This is a genomic window from Cupriavidus sp. OTU4054 (assembly GCF_038440175.1).
GTDB classification, from domain to species: Bacteria; Pseudomonadota; Gammaproteobacteria; order Burkholderiales; family Burkholderiaceae; genus Cupriavidus; species Cupriavidus pauculus_D.
Genome location: NZ_JASATF010000032.1, coordinates 1 through 17,185 on the forward strand (window position 1 = coordinate 1; position 17,185 = coordinate 17,185).

The following is a 17,185-nucleotide window of genomic DNA, read 5'->3' on the forward strand; positions in this document are numbered from 1 at the left end:
CGGCGTGTCGGGGTGGGGGGCCCCGCCCCCGCGCGGCCGCCCCCCGGGTGGGTAGGCGGACATCTTGAAATCGGCTCGGTATCTAATGTTTTTGTCAGGCAGCCCGCAGGAAAGCGGGCCGCGCATGGCGGCATCATGACACGGCTTGCGTCGCCCCGTCATGCAGTAACGTCCGACCGGCGGGGTCGGCAGTCGCGGTCAGGGCGAAGCGAAGTGATCGAACCCCGCGCCGTCGAACCGGCAGGGATTGCCGTCGCGATCGACGAGCCGAAGTCCCGCCTCCGGCGTGATGGCGCCGACACGCGTCAGCGGCAGGCCGAGGCGCGTGGCGATGCCCGCGAGGGTCTCGCGCGCATCGGCCGGCGCCGTGAAGCAGAGCTCGTAGTCGTCGCCGCCGGTCAGCGTGCACAGCCGCTGGCAGTCCACGGGCTGGTTCGCGAGGATGTCCGAGCGCGGCAGCGCATCGACGTCGAGCCATGCGCCGACGGCCGAGCGGTCGAGGATATGTCCGAGGTCGCCCACGAGGCCATCCGAAATATCGAGTGCCGCATGCGCAACACCGCGCAGCGCCAGCCCGAGCGCGACGCGCGGCGTCGGCGTGTCCATGCGCGGCCGTACCGCGGTGAAATCGGGTTCGGGCAGCAGCCATTCGCCGCGGAAGTCGCCGAGCGCGAGGCGCGCGTCGCCGAGCGTGCCCGAGATCCAGATATCGTCGCCGGGCCGTGCGGCATCGCGCCGCAGCGCCTGGCGCGGCGGCACGTCCCCGAACACGGTGATCGACAGCGTCAGCGGCCCGCGCGTCGTGTCGCCGCCAATCAGCTCGCAACCGTGCAGATCGGCAAGTTCCAGCATGCCGGCCGCGAGTTCCGCGAGCCACGGCGCTTCGGCGCTGGGAAGCGCGAGCGCGAGCGTGAAGGCGCGCGGCTCCGCGCCCATCGCGGCGAGGTCCGACAGGTTGACCGCCAGCGCCTTGTGGCCGAGCGAGCGCGGCGGGACGTCCGGAAAGAAATGCCGGCCGGAGACGAGCATGTCCGTGCTGATCGCCAGCTGATGGCCGGGTCGCCCCTCGATCAGCGCGCAGTCGTCACCGACGCCGAGCGCGGCCTTGTGGACCGGGCGCGTGAAATAGCGGCGGATCAGGTCGAACTCGGATAAGCGATCGGGGGGAAGGGCGGCGAGAGCGGGGGCGGGAGGGGAGGCGGGAGGGGGCATGGCGTTCGGGACAGGGAGGGTCGAGCGCCGTGGAGAATACGGCTGGTCAAGCCCAGCGGCATGCGGCATATTGTACCGAAACGCAAAGCTGCCCCGCGTAAAACGCTTATTGTGAAATAATATTTCACAATATAAAATGCGAGGCTCTTATACAGAGAGACAGCGGGTACGGAGCCGGCCCGCTTCGGTCCCCGTCACATTCACGTGCGGCTCCACCGATCGGAAGATGCGCAGATGACAAGTCCTCAGCAGTCCCCGTCCCAAGACGACCTGAAACAACAGCAGCGTGAGGCGCTGCGCAAGGCCGCACTCGAATATCACGAGTTTCCGACGCCGGGCAAGATTTCCGTTACCCCCACCAAGCCGCTTTCGAACCAGCGCGACCTGGCGCTGGCCTATTCGCCGGGCGTCGCCGCCGCGTGCGAGGAAATCGTTGCCGATCCGGCCAACTCCTTCCGCTACACCGCGCGTGGCAACCTCGTGGCCGTGATCACCAACGGTACCGCAGTGCTGGGTCTCGGCGACATCGGTGCCGCGGCATCGAAGCCCGTGATGGAAGGCAAGGGCGGCCTGTTCAAGAAGTTCGCCGGCATCGACGTGTTCGATATCGAGATCGACGAGAAGGATCCGGAAAAGCTCGTCGATATCATCGCCTCGCTCGAACCGACGTTCGGCGGTATCAACCTCGAGGACATCAAGGCCCCCGAGTGCTTCTACGTCGAGCGCAAGCTGCGCGAGCGGATGAAGATTCCCGTCTTCCACGACGACCAGCACGGTACCGCGATCGTGGTCGGTGCGGCCGTGATCAACGGCCTCAAGGTCGTGGGCAAGGATATCTCCAAGGTGAAGCTGGTGGCCTCGGGCGCCGGTGCGGCCGCGCTGGCCTGCCTGGACCTGCTCGTGGACATGGGCATGAAGCTCGAGAACATCTGGGTCACCGATATCGCCGGCGTCGTGTACGAGGGCCGTACCGAGCTGATGGATCCGGAGAAGTCCCGCTTCGCGCAGAAGACCGACAAGCGCAAGCTGGCCGAAGTCATCGATGGCGCCGACATCTTCCTGGGCCTGTCCGCCGCGGGCGTGCTCAAGCCGGAGATGGTCAAGGGCATGGCCGAGAACCCGCTCGTGCTGGCCCTCGCCAACCCGAATCCGGAAATCATGCCGGAGCTGTGCAAGGAAGTCCGTCCCGACGCGATCATCGCCACGGGCCGTACCGACTACCCGAACCAGGTCAACAACGTTCTCTGCTTCCCGTTCATCTTCCGCGGCGCGCTCGATTGCGGCGCCACGACGATCACGCGTGAAATGGAGATTGCCGCCGCCAACGCGGTCGCCGAGCTCGCGCGCCAGGAGCAGAGCGATGTCGTGGCCTCGGCCTACGGGATCCAGGACCTGTCGTTCGGCCCCGAATACCTGATTCCGAAGCCGTTCGACCCGCGCCTGATCGTCACGATCGCGCCGGCCGTGGCCGAGGCTGCCGCCAAGGGCGGCGTGGCCGCGCGTCCCATCGAGGACATGGACGCCTACAAGCTGCAGCTGCAGCAGTTCGTGTACCACTCGGGCACGCTGATGAAGCCGATCTACGCGGCCGCGCGCAAGGTGGAGATGGAGCGCAAGCGCATCGTCTTCGCCGAGGGCGAGGAAGAACGCGTGCTGCGCGCGGTGCAGGTCATCGTCGACGAGAAGCTGGCCAACCCGATCCTGATCGGCCGTCCGGCCGTGCTGACGCACCGCATCGAACGCTTCGGCCTGCGCCTGCGCATGGGCGTCGATTTCACGGTGGTGAACCCCGAGCACGACGAACGTTTCCGCGACTACTCGGAGACGTACTACAAGATGATGGCGCGCGAGGGCATCACGCCGCAGTACGCCAAGCTGGAAATGCGCCGCCGTACCACGCTGATCGGCGCGATGCTGATCAAGAAGGGCGAGGCCGACGGCATGATCTGCGGCACCGTGAGCAACACGGCCGCGCATCTGCGTTACATCGACCAGGTCCTGGGCGGCACGCACTGCGTGTACGCGGCGATGAACGGCCTGGTCCTGCCGGGCCGCCAGATCTTCCTCGTGGACACGCACGTCAATATCGATCCGACGCCGAACCAGCTGGCCGAGATCACGATCATGGCGGCCGAGGAGCTCAAGCGCTTCGGCATCGAGCCGAAGGTCGCGCTGCTGTCGCATTCGAACTTCGGTTCGTCGGATTCGCCGTCGGCGATCAAGATGCGCGACACGCTCAAGATCCTGCGCGATCGCGCGCCGGATCTCGAGGTCGATGGCGAAATGCACGGCGACAGCGCGCTCGACCAGAAGCTGCGCGATTCGCTGGTGCCGGATGGCGCGCTGAGCGGCGAGGCCAACCTGCTCGTCTGCCCGAACATCGACGCGGCGAATATCTCGTACAACCTGCTGAAGGTTGCCGCGGGGAACAACGTGGCGATCGGTCCCATCCTCCTGGGTGTGAACGGTCCGGTACATATCCTGACCCCATCCGCCACGGTGCGCCGCATCGTCAACATGACGTCCCTCGTGGTCGTCGACGCGGCCGCCAAGCGCTAAGCACGCCTTTCAGCACAGCCGTATGAAAAAGCCGGGTCCGCCCGGCTTTTTCATTGTGTAATGGTTGCAATGTAAGTGTGTGCACACATATCAATAACATATTGAAACAATTGAAGAATTCCGGCGGCCACCCCTGCGGGGATTGATTAATCCGCGCCGGACGCGTAACCTTACGCCTTTGAATACTGGCGGAGTCCCCACGATGGCGAGAAGGCTGGCCCACGCATTGTCAGGGTTGGTGCTACGCGCTTCGTTGGCGGCTTCGCTGGCCGCTTCGGTGACCTTCGGCGCCGCGTTCTCGCTGGCGCCGCTGGACGCCATGGCCAGGCAGGCGCAGTCGGATGTGGCGGCGGGCATGGCGGGAACCATCGCCGTGCAGCAGTTGCCCAACGAGGCGCAGCGTACGCTGGAACGTATTCAATCCGGCGGACCGTTCCCGTATGACAAGGATGGATCGCGGTTCGGCAATTACGAACGCATCCTGCCCCAGCAATCGCGCGGGTATTACCGCGAGTACACCGTCAAGACGAATAGCCGGAACCGGGGAGCAAAGCGCATCGTATGCGGTGGTGATCAACGCGCCGCCAACGATTGCTATTACACGGAAGACCACTACAACAGCTTCAAACGGATAACCAAATGACGACTGACATTTTCGGATTGGGCGACGCCCTTGCCGCCCGCGACGAGCGCGGCGCCGGAGATGGCTGGCATCGGGCCCAGCATCAGGCCCAGAACCTCTACGACAATGTGCTGATGATGCCCCGACAAGAGCTCACGCACGGACTACCGCCCGCATGCGCGCCGATCGTGGTGCCCGGGTCCGAAGACGGCACCAACGAGGGAGCCATGAACCTGTTCAAGACGGTGCGCCCGAACATCGTCCAGTCGATCCGCGCGTTCCGCGTGCCCGAGCTGGCCCAGGCGGCCGCTGCCCTCGACCAGCATTTCCTCTATGCGAACTGCGCGAACTGCCAGAGCAAGGCGGAGATCCTGGAGACGATCGCTACCGAGTTCCTGTTCCCGAAGCATTTCGGCAAGAATTTCGACGCGCTGTCGGACTGCCTGACCGACATGATCCACAAGGCCGGCCCTCAGCCGGGCTTCGTGATCGTGCTGGAAGGCCTGCCGATCGCGCAGAAGTTCGACAAGGAAGCGCGCGAGGTCCTGCTCGACGTGTTCCGCGACGCCGCCGAGTTCTGGGGCGAGCGCAAGGTGCAGTTCCGCGTCTTCTACTCGTTTGCGTGATGACGCTGCACGCTACCGATTACGCCGCCGATGCAAAAACGCCCGCCTGAAGCGGGCGTTTTGCTTTGCGGCGACGGCCGCTCAGGCGTCCGGTACGCGGCCGTCGGGCGTCAGCCGGTCGATCAGCTCCGGTAGCCCGGCGCTGAGACTGGCCGCCACATCCTCGTGCGACATCCCCGTGGTTTCGGCGAGCGATTGCAGCGCGCCGCTGCCGCCGAGCGCATTCGACAACTCCGATGGGCTGATCGCCTCGTTGCTGCCGGTCCCGATCCACGAATCCACCTGATGGCCCAGTCCGGCCTGCGCGAGCACGTCGCGCAGCGCGCCGATGCCGCCCGCGGCGGCCCCCATGGCCTGCGCGCTGCCGGCCGCCTCGCCCTGGCCGCCCAGCAGGCCGCCCAGCAGCGAGCCGAGGTCGAGTCCGCCGGGCGCGGGTGCGCTGCCGCCGCCGAGCATGCCTCCCAGCACACCGCCCAATCCACCACCCAATCCACCAGCAGCGCCCGCCGTTGCGCCGTCCGCGGCGCCCGCGTCGCCGCCGCCCTTGTTGCGCATGGCCAGCATCGCCAGCAATCCCAGCGCCATCATGATCTTCGGGTCGAGCCCGCCGGCGCCCTGATTGCCTTGCGCGTCGCCCTGATGGCCGCCTAATTGGCCCAGCACGCCACCGAGTACGCTATCGAGTAGTCCCATGATCGACTCCTTGCAGGTGAGTAACGGAGAGGCCGTCAAAATCCGCCGAGCACGGCGTTCAGCGTCGCCAGGCAGGCCAGCCCGGCGGTTTCGGTGCGCAGGATGCGCGGTCCCAGTGACACCGCGGTGAAGCCCGCGCGCAGTGCCATGTCTTCTTCCTCGGGCGCCAGCCCGCCTTCCGGGCCGATCAGCAGCGTCACGCCGCCGGCCAGCCAGGCCTCGCGCTCCGCCGCCGCGAGCGCCGGCAGCGACGCGGTGGCGCGCGGCGATACCAGCAGCCGCGCGTGCGGCGAGGGCGAGGGCGGGGCCGCAAGCCATGCCTCCACGGTAGCTACCGGCGCGAGCGCCGGCAAGCGATTGCGGCCGCATTGCTCGCAGGCCGCGGCAATCAGCGCCTGCCAGTGCGCCTCGCGCTTTGCCGCGCGCTCGCCGTTCAGCCTTACCACCGAGCGGTGGGCCTGCAGCGGCTGGATCGCGGAGACGCCGAGTTCCACGGCTTTCTCGATCAGCCAGTCCATCTTGTCGCCGCCGGCGAGGCCCTGCGCCAGCGTGACGCGGAACGGCAGTTCGGCTTCGGCGGCATCGTGCGCGCCGATCTGGACCACGGCGCGGCGCTTGCCGAGCTCGACCAGCGTGGCCGCGTGGCTGCCGCCGTGGCCGTCGAACAGGGTCACGGCGTCACCAGGCGCCAGACGCAGCACCTGCGCATGGCGGACGACGGTTTCGGGCAATTCCAGCATGGCGTCGGCGGCGAGGGCCGCTTCGACGTAAAAACGGGGAGGCATCAGGGGGTATCGCGGGGGTTGTCGGGTTGTGCGAGGTGTTTGCCGAAGCCCCAGCGATAGCCGTCGGGGTCCTCGACCATGCAGTAGCGGTCGCCCCAGAACTGGTCCGCGGGCGGCATGACGCTGGTGGCGCCCGCGGCGATCGCGCGCGCGAACATCGCATCGACGTCCTCGCAGTACACGTAGAATGTCTGCGACGCTTCCACGCCGAGCGAGCGCGGCGTGCGCGCGGTGCTGCCCCAGGCGCCCTCGGGCGCGAACATCACCACGAGCTGGCCCTGGTAATGCATTTCCGCGTGCGTCGGCACGCCGTTCTCGTCGAGGACGTTGTGGGCCGTGAAGCCGAACGCGCGGCTGTAGAAATCGAGCGCGGCACGTCCGCTGGCGACCGTCAGGTAGGGGGTGAGCCAGGGCGTATTGGGCGGTCTGGTCATGATGGTCTCCGCGAAGGTCTCCTCAGTAGGGCAGGCACATGTTACGCGGGCGCGCCGCCGCTGTCGCGGCCCCCGGCGGGCCCGCGCGCGGATGACAACTCGGCACTTGGCGCCGCGCTATGCGCGCGAGCGTCCGGAAACCGCCCGGAACCGCTGGCGGGCGGTCTGGCGGAACGCCTCCTTCTGCTAAAATTGCGGTTTTCCCGCCGCCAGGTTTCCGCCCGCATGTCTGCCCTCGCACATCCCGCCACTAGTCCCTACGCTTCCCAGCCCGCCCAGCTGATGGCCAACGCAATCCGCGTGCTCGCCATGGATGCCGTGCAGCAGGCCAATTCCGGCCACCCCGGCATGCCGATGGGCATGGCAGACATCGCCGTGGCGCTCTGGAGCCGCCATCTGAAGCATAATCCGGCGAACCCGCACTGGGCCGACCGCGACCGCTTCGTGCTGTCCAACGGCCACGGCTCGATGCTGCTCTACGCACTGCTGCACCTGACCGGCTACGACCTGCCCGTCAGCGAGTTGAAGAACTTCCGCCAGCTGCACAGCAAGACCGCGGGCCACCCCGAATACGGCATCACCCCGGGCGTCGAGACGACGACCGGCCCGCTGGGCCAGGGCATCACGAACGCGGTCGGCATGGCACTGGCGGAACGCCTGCTTGCCGAAGAGTTCAACCGCCCCGGTTTCGACCTCGTCAACCACCACACCTACGTGTTCCTCGGCGACGGCTGCCTGATGGAAGGCATCAGCCACGAGGCCTGCTCGCTGGCCGGCACGCTGAAGCTGAACAAGCTCGTCGCGCTGTGGGATGACAACGGCATCTCGATCGACGGCGACGTCGTGCACTGGTTCGCCGACGATACCCCGAAGCGTTTCGAGTCCTACGGCTGGAACGTGATCCGCGCGGTCGATGGCCACGACGTGGCTGCCGTCGATGCGGCGATCGCGCAGGCCAAGGTCAGCGACAAGCCGACGCTGATCTGCTGCCGTACCGTGATCGGCAAGGGTTCGCCGAACAAGGCCGGCGGCCACGACGTCCACGGCGCCCCGCTGGGCGGCCAGGAAATCCTCGCCACGCGCGAGGCGCTGGGCTGGGCCCACGCGCCGTTCGAGCTGCCCGAAGACGTGTACACGGCGTGGGACGCCAAGGCGACCGGCAGCGCGCTGGAAAAGGCCTGGAACGCGCTGTTCGACGCCTACGCCGAAGTGCATCCGTACGAAGCCGGCGAATTCAGCCGCCGCATGCGCGGTGAGCTGCCGCAGGGCTTCGACGCCGCGGTGGACGCCTTTATCGCCAAGTGCGAAGAAAAGGCCGAGACGATTGCCACGCGCAAGGCCAGCCAGAACACGATCGAGGCCTTCGGCCCCGTGCTGCCCGAGTTCCTGGGCGGCTCCGCCGACCTGACCGGCTCGAACCTGACCAACTGGTCGGGCAGCAAGGCCGTGCGCGCCGACGCATGGGGCAACCATATCAACTACGGCGTTCGCGAATTCGGCATGAGCGCGATCATGAACGGCGTGGCGCTGCACGGCGGCTACATTCCCTACGGCGGCACGTTCCTGACGTTCTCGGACTACAGCCGCAACGCGCTGCGCATGGCGTCGCTGATGAAGATCCGCACGCTGTTCGTGTTCACGCACGACTCGATCGGCCTCGGTGAAGACGGTCCGACCCACCAGTCGGTGGAGCACGTGGCCAGCCTGCGCCTGATTCCGAACATGGATGTCTGGCGTACGGCCGACACCACCGAGACGGCCGTGGCCTGGGCCCAGTCGATCCGCCGCGAGGACGGTCCGAGCTGCCTGATCTTCAGCCGCCAGAATCTGCCGTTCCAGAAGCGTGACGATGCCACGCGCGCCAATATCGCGCGCGGCGGCTACGTGCTCCGCGACGGCAAGAACCCGCGTACGAAGCGTCCCGACGCCGTGATCCTGGCCACCGGCTCGGAAGTCGGCCTCGCGGTCGGCGCGGCCGACCAGCTCGCGATCGACGGCATCCACGTGCGCGTGGTCTCGGTGCCCGCGACGACGGTGTTCGACAAGCAGGACGCCGCCTACAAGGCGAGCGTGCTGCCGGCCGGCGTGCCGCGCGTCGCCGTGGAAGCGGGCGTGACCGACTTCTGGTGGAAGTACCAGGTCCAGGCTGTGGTCGGTATCGACACCTTCGGCGAGTCGGCGCCTGCCGGCGTGCTGTTCAAGCATTTCGGGTTCACCGTGGAGAACGTCGCCGATACGGTGCGTGCCACGCTGGCCCAGTAAGCGCTTTTATCGATTCAACTGGAGATAGACATGACCATCAAGATCGGCATCAACGGCTTCGGCCGTATCGGACGCATGGTATTCCGCGCGGCCGTCGCCAACTTCAAGGACGTCGAAGTTGTCGGCATCAACGACCTGCTGGAGCCGGACTACCTCGCGTACATGCTGAAGTACGACTCGGTGCACGGCCGCTTCGACGGCGAGGTGTCGGTCGATGGCAACACGCTGGTCGTCAACGGCAAGAAGATCCGCCTGACCGCCGTGAAGGATCCGGCCGAGCTGAAGTGGGGCGAGATCGGTGCCGACGTGGTGGTCGAGTCGACCGGTATCTTCCTGACGAAGGAAGGCGCGCAGAAGCACATCGACGCGGGCGCGAAGAAGGTGATCATGTCGGCCCCGTCCAAGGACGACACCCCGATGTTCGTGTACGGCGTGAACCACGAAACGTATGCCGGCGAAGCGATCATCTCGAACGCCAGCTGCACGACGAACTGCCTGGCGCCGATCGCCAAGGTGCTGAACGACAAGTGGGGCATCAAGCGCGGCCTGATGACGACCGTGCACGCCACCACCGCCACGCAGAAGACCGTGGACGGCCCGTCGAACAAGGACTGGCGCGGTGGCCGCGGCATTCTCGAGAACATCATCCCGTCGTCGACGGGCGCGGCCAAGGCCGTGGGCAAGGTGATCCCGGTGCTGAACAAGAAGCTGACCGGCATGTCGTTCCGCGTGCCGACCTCGGACGTGTCGGTGGTCGACCTGACCGTCGAGCTCGAGAAGCCGGCCACGTACGAAGAAATCTGCGCCGAGATGAAGTCGCAGAGCGCCGGCGCGCTGAAGGGCGTGCTGGGTTACACGGAAGACAAGGTCGTCGCGACCGACTTCCGCGGCGACGCCCGTACGTCGATCTTCGACGCCGAAGCCGGCATCGCGCTGGACTCGACGTTTATCAAGGTCGTGAGCTGGTACGACAACGAATGGGGCTACTCGAACAAGGTGCTCGAGATGGCTCGCGTGGTGGCGAAGTAATCGTCGTCACCCGATAAGAAAGGCGCGGAATATTCCGCGCCTTTTTTTTATTGCGATCCGCGCGGTGTCAGCGGTCGGGCATCGACGGCGGCGCCATCGACGATGAAATGGCCGCCCGCCACATGGTGAATGGTCCTGAGTTCGTCCTGTCCCTCGAAATGCCACCGGCCCGCGCTGAAGACACGCGTATCGGCATGGGCGGCGATCACCTCGCCGAGAAACAGGTCATAGGTCTGCTGAATCGCGGCCTCGGGCAGGAGCCGGCATTCGAGCCACGCCGCGCAGCCTTCCAATAGCGGCGCATCGATCACATCGCCCTGAAACGTCTGCAGCCCATAGGCGGCGAACTTGTCGGTCTGCTGGCTGGCGAGCGCCTGGCCCGAACTCGAGCCGAGCGCTTCGGTGATATCGACCTGCGCGACCGTGGGCACCTGCAGCGCAAAGGTCCCGCTGGCTTCCAGCAGCTGCCGCGTCCACGTGGACTTGTCGAGCACCACGGCGACCTTGGGGGGCGCGAAATCGAGCGGCATGGCCCAGGCCGCGGCCATGATATTGCGCTGCCCGCCGTGGGCCGCGCTGACGAGCACGGTCGGCCCGTGGTTGAGCAGCCGGTAGGCTTTGGCGAGTTCGACAGGGGCGCGGAAACTGGACATGGGGAAAACGGCTTACGCCGTAAGAAGTGTCGGCATTAGGGCATCTACTATAGCCACAAGGCAAAAACCGCGTCATAAAGTCAGACTTCGACATAATCTGTCGTGATCATGTCAAAGGCAGATCAAAAAGCCCGCCGCGAGAGTGCAAGAAATGCTGAATTTGCTTTCCGAGGCAGTTTTTTCCTCTTACACTAGAAGAATCTGTTGACATCTGATGTGCAGCCAGAGCAAATGGTGGGGCCATCGACGACGCGAATCTCGCGAATGAAATTTCGCAATTAATGTATCGAGCATGGACCGGGCCTGATCATGGTGAACGTTGATACCAAGCTGCTCGTTATCTTTACCGAGCTGCTAAGCAAAAGAAACGCCACTTATGTGGCGGAAAAAATGCACATGACCGCGCCGGCCGTGTCGCATTCGCTGGGCCGTCTGCGCGAGATCTTCGACGATCCGCTCTTTATCCGCGTGCCGCACGGGCTGACGCCGACGCCGCGCGCGCTCGAGCTCGGTCCCAAGATCCGCGACATGCTGGATCTCTGGTCCTCGATCAACGAGGGCGACGCCGACAATTTCGACCCGGCTGTGGCCACGGGCACCCTGAGCATCGGGTTTGCCGCCGAACTGGGCGACACGGTCTTCAACCGGTTTGTCCTGCGCATCAAGCAGATGGCCCCGGATCTCCATATCCGCCTCGTCGAATCCCATTCGTGGGAAGCCGACGTGGCATCGATGCGCGCGAACGAACTCGATGTCGCGTTCTCGCCGTTCCCGACCCGCCATCCCGAGATCGTCGAGGAGATGGTCACGTCGCTGAACCTGTGGGTTTGCGCGCGCAAGAATCATCCGCTGCTGAAGTCCGAATGCACGCTCGAGCAGTACCTCGATTGCAGCCATATCTTCATGGCCCATTCGGGGGGCGCGGGCCGTCCGGCGCCGGCGCTGATTCCGCTGGACTACGCGCTGCAGCAGCGCGGGCTCAAGCGCAATGCCACGCTGACCGTTCACTCGTGGCGCGCGCAGGCCGAACTCGCGGCCCAGACCGACATGATTTTCACGGTCAACGCGCTGACGAAGGACATGGCTTGCGAAACCTACGGCCTCAAGGCGTTCCCGTTGCCGGCCGAACTCAACACGATGCTGGGCCTGAACATGTTCTGGCACCGCAGCCGCAATACGCATCCGATGCTGGTGTGGGCGCGTGGCCTGTTCCGTCAGGTGGTGGGAGAGTTCGTGGGACTGCCCCAGGTATCGCGCGCGCAGCGTGCGGTGCTGGAGCAGGACATCCCGCAGGAGCCCTGAGCACGGGCATTTGCGGTGAAACCATAAAAAAACCGGCGCCTGGCGCCGGTTTTTCGTTGCATGGGCGTCCGGTCATGGCCGGCGCCACAGCTTATCTTTTGGGTTTGTGAGGGCACTCGTTCTTCGTGCAGTTGCCATAGAGCGACAACGCGTGTTCCTGCAGGGCAAAGCCACGCTCGCGCGCGATGCTTTGCTGGCGTTTCTCGATCTCGGAGTCGAAGAATTCTTCGACGCGGCCGCAATCGAGGCACACCAGGTGATCGTGATGCTTACCTTCGTTGAGTTCAAAAATGGCCTTGCCCGATTCGAAGTTGTTGCGCGACAGCAGGCCGGCTTGTTCAAACTGGGTGAGGACGCGATAGACCGTGGCGAGGCCGATGTCCATGTGCTCGTTGAGCAGGATGCGGTAGACGTCTTCCGCGCTCAGATGGCGCTGTTCGCTGGTCTGGAAGATTTCAAGAATCTTCAGGCGGGGGACGGTCGCCTTGAGGCCTATATTTTTGAGGTCCGCCGGACTCGGCATGGGCGTGACTCCCTAGAGTACAATGTCTGGATAGCTGAATCATAAGGGTTTTGGCGACAAAAGTCGCCTCGGTGCCCAGACCGCCGCCGGTCATGGCGCGCCGTGCCGGGCCCGCCGCATCCGCCGCCTTCGACGCGGCGAAGCGACGCGCGCTCAGGTCACACGGCCCACCCCCTCCTTTTTTGAAGCTTTGAAGCGAGAGACATGCGTTCAAACCGTTCGACCGCCATGCGACCGACGCTGGTGACTTCCCTGCTGGCCGCCACGATGCTGGTGGGTGCCTGCTCGGCATATGACAGCACCTCGCGCAAGGTGGCCAACGCCATCACGCCGTACCGTATCAATATCGTGCAGGGCAACTTCGTGTCTCGCGAAGCCGCCTCGCAATTGCGGGAAGGCATGACGCGCGACCAGGTGCGCTTCCTGCTCGGTACGCCGCTGCTGACCGACGTGTTCCACGGAAACCGCTGGGATTACGTGTTCTCGTTCCGCCGCGGCAGCACGCCCGTGGTGCAGCAACGCCGCTATACCGTGTTCTTCCAGGACGACAAGCTCGTGAAGTTCGGCGGCGACGAACTGCCGTCGGAATACGAACTGATCGCGGAAATCGACGGTTTCAAGGCTGTGCAGAAGAACCAGACCGTGGGCAAGATCCTGACCGGCCGGAATACGGATGAACCGGTGGCGCCGAAGGTCGCGCCGGCGCCGTCGTCGGATGGATCGGCGCCCGTGCCCGCCACGGACGCATCGGCCCCTGCCGCCGCGCCGGCCGCCCCGGCCGCGGCATCGCCGCAGACTTCCGAGGCACCGGCGGCCGCCGATACGGGCGTGGTCGTCAAGCCCGTCAACTAACGTCGCTCCGGCGCGCCGCCGCCGCCGCATCGCTGGAAGCCGGTCCGCACGGACCGGCTTTTGCATCCTCCACAGCCCCACTTACTGATACCGCCATGAATATCGCCATCGCAGGCGCTTCCGGCCGCATGGGCCGCATGCTGATCGAACATGTCCTCGACACCGAGGGCGTCACCCTTTCGGGGGCCCTCGATGTGCCGGGATCGGCGGCGCTTGGGCAGGATGCCGGCCTGCTGCTCGGCCGCCAGACCGGCGTGCTGTTGACGTCCGATATCGAGGCCGGCCTCAAGGGGGCCGACTGCCTGATCGACTTCACGCGCCCGGCGGGCACGCTCGCGCACCTCGAGGTGGCGCGCCGCCTCGGCGTGAAGATGGTGATCGGCACGACCGGTTTCGACGCCGCGGGCAAGGCCGCGCTGGCGGACGCCGCGAAGGAGATCGGCGTCGTGTTCGCCTCGAACATGAGCGTGGGCGTCAACGTCACGTTCAAGCTGCTCGAGGCCGCCGCGAAGCTGCTGTCCACGGGCTACGACATCGAGATCATCGAGGCCCATCACCGCCACAAGGTCGATGCACCCTCGGGTACGGCGCTGAGCATGGGCGAGGTCATTGCCGACGCGCTGGGCCGCGATCTGTCGAAGTGCGCGGTGTACGCGCGCGAAGGCCACACCGGCGAGCGCGATCCGCAGTCGATCGGCTTCGCGACCGTGCGTGGCGGCGATATCGTCGGCGATCACACCGTGATGTTCGCGGGCATCGGCGAGCGCATCGAGATCAGCCACAAGTCGTCGAGCCGCCGTTCGTATGCCGATGGCGCGGTGCGCGCGGCGCGTTTCCTCGCGGACAAGCCGAACGGCCTGTACGACATGCAGGACGTGCTCGGCCTGAAATAAGCGTGGCGCGGGATGCCGGGCGCCAGCCCGGTCGCGCAAACGTATAATCGTTGCTTTCGCATCACCCCTGAATTCCGTCCCGATCATGCAAGACAAATACCTTCCGTCCGCCGTTGAACAAGCCGCCCAGCAGCACTGGCAGGCCACCGATGCCTATCGGGTGTCGGAACACGCGACGGGCCCCGACGGCAAGGCGCGCGACAAGTTCTACGCCTGCTCGATGCTGCCGTACCCGTCGGGCAAGCTGCATATGGGCCACGTGCGGAACTACACGATCAACGACGTGATGGCGCGCTACCTGCGCATGAACGGCCATAACGTGCTGATGCCGATGGGCTGGGACGCGTTCGGCATGCCCGCCGAGAACGCCGCGCTGAACAACGGCGTGGCGCCAGCCGCCTGGACCTACGACAACATCGCTTACATGAAGAAGCAGATGCAGTCGATGGGTCTCGCGATCGACTGGTCGCGCGAAGTGGCGACGTGCAGCCCGGACTACTACCGCTGGAACCAGTGGCTGTTCCTCAAGATGCTGGAGCGCGGCATTGCCTACCGCAAGACCGGCACCGTGAACTGGGACCCGGTGGACCAGACCGTGCTGGCGAACGAGCAGGTGATCGACGGCCGCGGCTGGCGGTCGGGCGCGGTGGTCGAGAAGCGCGAGATCCCGATGTACTACCTGCGCATCACCGACTATGCCGAGGAACTGCTCGGCGATCTCGATGGCCTGGGCTGGCCCGAGCGCGTCAAGGTGATGCAGCAGAACTGGATCGGCAAGAGCGTGGGCGTGCGCTTCGCGTTCCCGCACAAGATCGCGGGTGCCGACGGCCAGCCGATCCAGGACGGCAAGCTGTACGTGTTCACGACGCGTGCCGACACGATCATGGGCGTGACGTTCTGCGCGGTGGCCGCGGAACACCCGCTGGCCGCGCATGCGGCCGCGACCAATCCCGAGCTCGCCGCGTTCATCGAGGAATGCAAGATGGGCTCGGTCATGGAAGCCGATATGGCGACCATGGAGAAGAAGGGCATGCCCACCGGCCTCAAGGTCACGCATCCGCTGACTGGCGACGAGGTGGAAGTCTGGGTCGGCAACTACGTGCTGATGAGCTACGGCGACGGCGCCGTGATGGGCGTGCCCGCGCACGACGAGCGCGACTTCGCGTTCGCGCGCAAGTACGGCCTGCCGATCCGCCAGGTCGTGGACGTCAAGGGCCAGGCATACTCGACCGAAGCGTGGCAGGACTGGTACGGCGACAAGGAACACGGCACGCTGATCCATAGCGGCAAGTACGACGGCCTCGGGTATCAGGCCGCGGTGGAAGCGATTGCCGCCGATATCGCCGCGCTGGGCCTCGGCGAAAAGAAGACGACGTGGCGCCTGCGCGACTGGGGCATCTCGCGCCAGCGGTACTGGGGCACGCCGATTCCGCTCATCCATTGCGACAGCTGCGGCGTGGTGCCGGTGCCCGAAAAGGACCTGCCGGTCGTGCTGCCCGAGGACCTCGTGCCGGACGGCACGGGCAATCCGCTTGCGAAGGACCAGCGCTTCCTGGCCTGCACCTGCCCGTCGTGCGGCAAGCCCGCGCGCCGCGAGACCGACACGATGGATACGTTCATCGACTCGTGCTGGTACTACATGCGCTATACGTGCCCGGACGCGACGACGATGGTCGATGGCCGCAACGATTACTGGATGCCGATGGACCAGTACATCGGCGGTATCGAACACGCGATCCTGCACCTGCTGTACGCGCGCTTCTGGACCAAGGTCATGCGCGACCTCGGGCTGGTGAAGTTCGACGAGCCGTTCACGAACCTGCTCACGCAGGGCATGGTGCTCAACGAGACCTACTACCGCGAAGACGCGAGCGGCAAGAAGTTCTGGTACAACCCGGCCGACGTGGACGTGAAGCTGGACGACCGTGGCCGCCCCGTCGGCGCGACGCTCAAGGCCGACGGCCAGCCCGTGGTGATCGGCGGCGTGGAGAAGATGTCGAAGTCGAAGAACAACGGCATCGACCCGCAGGCGCTGATCGACCAGTACGGCGCCGATACCGCGCGTCTGTTCGTGATGTTTGCCGCGCCGCCCGAGCAGCAGCTGGAGTGGAGCGGTTCGGGCGTGGAGGGCGCATCGCGCTTCCTGCGCCGCGTGTGGGCCTACGGCCACGCCAATGGCGAGGCGATCGGCGCGGCGACGGGTGCCGCACCGGCGGCTGACGACGCCGCGCTGCGCCGCGAGATCCATACCGTGCTCAAGCAGGCCAACTACGACTACCAGCGCATCCAGTACAACACGGTCGTGTCCGCGACCATGAAGATGCTGAACGCGCTCGAGGGTGCCAAGGGCGCCTCGCCGGCCGCGCGTCGCGAAGGCTTCGGCATTCTGCTGCGCGTGCTGTACCCGGTGGTGCCGCACATCGCGCATGCGCTGTGGCAGGAGCTCGGCTATGCGCGCGAATCGGGCGAGCTGCTCGATGCCGCCTGGCCGCAGGTCGATGAAACCGCGCTCGTGCGCAGCGAGATCGAACTCGTGCTGCAGGTCAACGGCAAGGTGCGCGGCAGCCTGACGGTGCCGGCCGATGCCGACCGTGCCGCCATCGAGGCCATGGCCGCCGCGAGCGAGACCGTCGCCAAGTTTGCCGCGGGCGCCACGCCGAAGAAGATCGTGGTCGTGCCGGGCCGCCTCGTGAACGTGGTGCTGTAACGGCCATCGCCGATCATTGAAGGAATCCGCCAA

Annotated in this window: 15 protein-coding genes; 9 read left to right on the forward strand and 6 right to left on the reverse strand. The window is 65.9% G+C overall.

The annotated features are described in order from the left end of the window. Positions 1-198: 198 nt before the first annotated feature. On the reverse strand, positions 199-1,212 hold the full coding sequence (gene thiL, locus AAHB16_RS27715; RefSeq protein WP_342052513.1) for a thiamine-phosphate kinase: 1,014 nt from the start codon (positions 1,210-1,212) through the stop codon (positions 199-201). A 234-nt stretch (positions 1,213-1,446) separates the two neighbouring features. On the opposite strand from thiL, the gene AAHB16_RS27720 reads away from it, so the two are divergent. The 3 genes from AAHB16_RS27720 to AAHB16_RS27730 all read left to right on the forward strand — a co-directional run bounded on the left by AAHB16_RS27720 (position 1,447) and on the right by AAHB16_RS27730 (position 5,019). Continuing rightward, on the forward strand, positions 1,447-3,771 hold the full coding sequence (locus AAHB16_RS27720; protein ID WP_150370713.1) for an NADP-dependent malic enzyme: 2,325 nt from the start codon (positions 1,447-1,449) through the stop codon (positions 3,769-3,771). Positions 3,772-3,973: 202 nt separating this feature from the next. Further along, positions 3,974-4,414, forward strand: coding sequence for a ribonuclease domain-containing protein (locus AAHB16_RS27725; protein ID WP_191002166.1), 441 nt, complete (start codon positions 3,974-3,976; stop codon positions 4,412-4,414). After that, positions 4,411-5,019 carry a barstar family protein gene (locus AAHB16_RS27730; protein WP_342052514.1) on the forward strand — a complete coding sequence of 203 codons (609 nt, stop codon included), beginning with the start codon at positions 4,411-4,413 and terminating at the stop codon, positions 5,017-5,019. The genes AAHB16_RS27725 and AAHB16_RS27730 overlap by 4 nt, the downstream gene beginning before the upstream one ends. 81 nt (positions 5,020-5,100) lie before the next feature. Here the strand turns inward: AAHB16_RS27730 and AAHB16_RS27735 are convergent, their stop codons facing one another. The 3 genes from AAHB16_RS27735 to AAHB16_RS27745 are packed head-to-tail and all read right to left on the reverse strand — an operon-like array spanning position 5,101 to position 6,931. Then, positions 5,101-5,712 carry a YidB family protein gene (locus AAHB16_RS27735; protein ID WP_342052515.1) on the reverse strand — a complete coding sequence of 204 codons (612 nt, stop codon included), beginning with the start codon at positions 5,710-5,712 and terminating at the stop codon, positions 5,101-5,103. Between the two features lie 35 nt (positions 5,713-5,747). Beyond that, positions 5,748-6,497 (reverse strand): 16S rRNA (uracil(1498)-N(3))-methyltransferase, encoded by a 750-nt coding sequence (locus AAHB16_RS27740; RefSeq protein ID WP_342052516.1) that lies wholly within the window; start codon positions 6,495-6,497, stop codon positions 5,748-5,750. Then, positions 6,497-6,931, reverse strand: a complete 435-nt coding sequence (locus AAHB16_RS27745; protein WP_150370717.1) for a VOC family protein — start codon at positions 6,929-6,931, stop codon at positions 6,497-6,499. The genes AAHB16_RS27740 and AAHB16_RS27745 overlap by 1 nt, the downstream gene beginning before the upstream one ends. A gap of 225 nt (positions 6,932-7,156) precedes the next feature. On the opposite strand from AAHB16_RS27745, the gene tkt reads away from it, so the two are divergent. Both tkt and gap read left to right on the forward strand, forming a co-directional pair. After that, entirely contained in the window at positions 7,157-9,193 is a 2,037-nt protein-coding gene (gene tkt, locus AAHB16_RS27750; protein WP_191002167.1) for a transketolase, read from the forward strand. A 30-nt stretch (positions 9,194-9,223) separates the two neighbouring features. Continuing rightward, positions 9,224-10,222, forward strand: a complete 999-nt coding sequence (gene gap / locus AAHB16_RS27755) for a type I glyceraldehyde-3-phosphate dehydrogenase (protein WP_150370718.1) — start codon at positions 9,224-9,226, stop codon at positions 10,220-10,222. Between the two features lie 47 nt (positions 10,223-10,269). On the opposite strand, the gene AAHB16_RS27760 is transcribed toward gap, so the two are convergent. Further along, positions 10,270-10,875 carry a flavin reductase family protein gene (locus AAHB16_RS27760; protein ID WP_342052517.1) on the reverse strand — a complete coding sequence of 202 codons (606 nt, stop codon included), beginning with the start codon at positions 10,873-10,875 and terminating at the stop codon, positions 10,270-10,272. 309 nt (positions 10,876-11,184) lie between these two features. On the opposite strand from AAHB16_RS27760, the gene AAHB16_RS27765 reads away from it, so the two are divergent. Further along, complete coding sequence (locus AAHB16_RS27765) at positions 11,185-12,177, forward strand: LysR family transcriptional regulator (RefSeq protein ID WP_150370720.1); 993 nt, start codon at positions 11,185-11,187, stop codon at positions 12,175-12,177. A 91-nt stretch (positions 12,178-12,268) separates the two neighbouring features. Here AAHB16_RS27765 and fur read toward each other — a convergent pair whose 3' ends face one another. Continuing rightward, entirely contained in the window at positions 12,269-12,700 is a 432-nt protein-coding gene (gene fur, locus AAHB16_RS27770; RefSeq protein ID WP_150370721.1) for a ferric iron uptake transcriptional regulator, read from the reverse strand. Between the two features lie 204 nt (positions 12,701-12,904). Between fur and AAHB16_RS27775 the strand changes: the two genes are divergently transcribed. The 3 genes from AAHB16_RS27775 (at position 12,905) to leuS (ending at position 17,152) form a co-directional block, all read left to right on the forward strand. Beyond that, the gene (locus AAHB16_RS27775; RefSeq protein ID WP_342052518.1) at positions 12,905-13,552 is read left to right on the forward strand and encodes an outer membrane protein assembly factor BamE; all 648 of its coding nucleotides are present in this window, start codon (positions 12,905-12,907) and stop codon (positions 13,550-13,552) included. A 95-nt stretch (positions 13,553-13,647) separates the two neighbouring features. Beyond that, on the forward strand, positions 13,648-14,445 hold the full coding sequence (gene dapB, locus AAHB16_RS27780; protein ID WP_342052519.1) for a 4-hydroxy-tetrahydrodipicolinate reductase: 798 nt from the start codon (positions 13,648-13,650) through the stop codon (positions 14,443-14,445). Positions 14,446-14,530: 85 nt separating this feature from the next. After that, positions 14,531-17,152 carry a leucine--tRNA ligase gene (gene leuS / locus AAHB16_RS27785; RefSeq protein ID WP_150370724.1) on the forward strand — a complete coding sequence of 874 codons (2,622 nt, stop codon included), beginning with the start codon at positions 14,531-14,533 and terminating at the stop codon, positions 17,150-17,152. The last annotated feature ends 33 nt before the right edge of the window (positions 17,153-17,185 follow it).